The organism is Rhodoblastus acidophilus (assembly GCF_900187365.1).
Classification (GTDB): domain Bacteria; phylum Pseudomonadota; class Alphaproteobacteria; order Rhizobiales; family Beijerinckiaceae; genus Rhodoblastus; species Rhodoblastus acidophilus.
Genome location: NZ_FYDG01000073.1, coordinates 1 through 1,076 on the forward strand (window position 1 = coordinate 1; position 1,076 = coordinate 1,076).

Here is a 1,076-nt window from a genome sequence, read left to right on the forward strand (position 1 = left end):
GAGGCGGTCAAACTGACTGCGCTCGCGCCGGACTTCGGCGCGCGGCTCGCTTCGGCCGGCGTCCATGTGCCGGCGCTGATCGCCGTCCGCCACGGCCCGGTCAAGCCGATCTTCGGCGAGAATGACGGGCCGGAACGCGTCTTCGGGTTCGTCCCGGACCCCTGACAATCCAGGTAGTAAGGAAAATTTACATGCTCCGTAAGGCCATCCTCGCGGGCGCCGCTGCTTGCGCGCTCGCTCTCGCCGGCTGCTCGGCCGCCAAACTGGCGTCCGACATCAACACCATCAATGCGGCCTTGGCGTCGCCCGCCGCCGCCCAGGCTGCGGCCAATGCCAAATCGTGGGGGCTGACCATCGCCTGCGACGTTGCTGGAGCCGCTGCGCAGGCACAGACGCTCAACGCCGCCATCAAGCCCCTGGTCAGCGCCAAGCAGGCCGAAATCATCACCCGCATCAGCAATGTCGAGGCCATCGTCTACACGGTCAACGCGACCGTCTGCGGCGCCCTCGGCGGCACGGTCGCATCGGCCTCCTGACGACACGCGCCGGGGCCGCGCGCCCCGGCTTTATTTGCAATGGGCCGGCGTCGCCGGCGGGGGATTGGAAATGTCGGATTCGGGAGGCGCTGGCCTGGGCCAGAATGGGGTCGCGCTCGTTGGACTGCTGAGCACGATCGGCGGAGGGTTCCTGGGCAAATTCTGGGACCATTTGTTCGGAGGGCGCGCGGCGGCCGAGAAGCAGAGGGCGGAGGCGCGCAAGCTTCTTGAGGACGCCTTCGACGCCAAGTCACGGGCGCTGGTCGACGCCTACGGCAAAATGGTCGATGACCTCAAAGAGTTTTACGAGAATCGCATCACGGAGCTGCACGGCGAGATCGACCACTGGCGCGGCGAGACGATCGCACTGCGCAAGGCGCTGGACGCGATCCGCGCAAGGGCGGCTGGACAGCAAGGAGACGGATAGGGTTTCTGCGCTACGGCGCCGTCAAAGGGTTCGCGCCGCTTCCATCCTCCCGGAGGCTTACGCCGGCGCGAACTAGGGAGACTTGGCCCGGCGCTTCGGCGTCGGGCTTTTTT

The 1,076-nt window shown here is 66.9% G+C and carries 2 protein-coding genes; both read left to right on the forward strand.

The window, feature by feature from the left end; translation table 11 throughout:
• Positions 1–191: 191 nt before the first annotated feature.
• Positions 192–536 carry a hypothetical protein gene (locus CFB24_RS23350; protein ID WP_088522790.1) on the forward strand — a complete coding sequence of 115 codons (345 nt, stop codon included), beginning with the start codon at positions 192–194 and terminating at the stop codon, positions 534–536.
• Positions 537–606: 70 nt separating this feature from the next.
• A complete protein-coding gene (locus CFB24_RS22275; RefSeq protein WP_141098598.1) occupies positions 607–963 on the forward strand; it encodes a hypothetical protein in 357 nt (118 codons plus the stop codon).
• Positions 964–1,076: the final 113 nt, after the last annotated feature.

Coding starts and splice junctions, on each gene's coding strand:
- CFB24_RS23350 (WP_088522790.1), top strand. CDS start 192: ATGCTCCGTAAGGCCATCCTCGCGGGCGCCGCTGCTTGCGCGCTCGCT.
- CFB24_RS22275 (WP_141098598.1), top strand. CDS start 607: ATGTCGGATTCGGGAGGCGCTGGCCTGGGCCAGAATGGGGTCGCGCTC.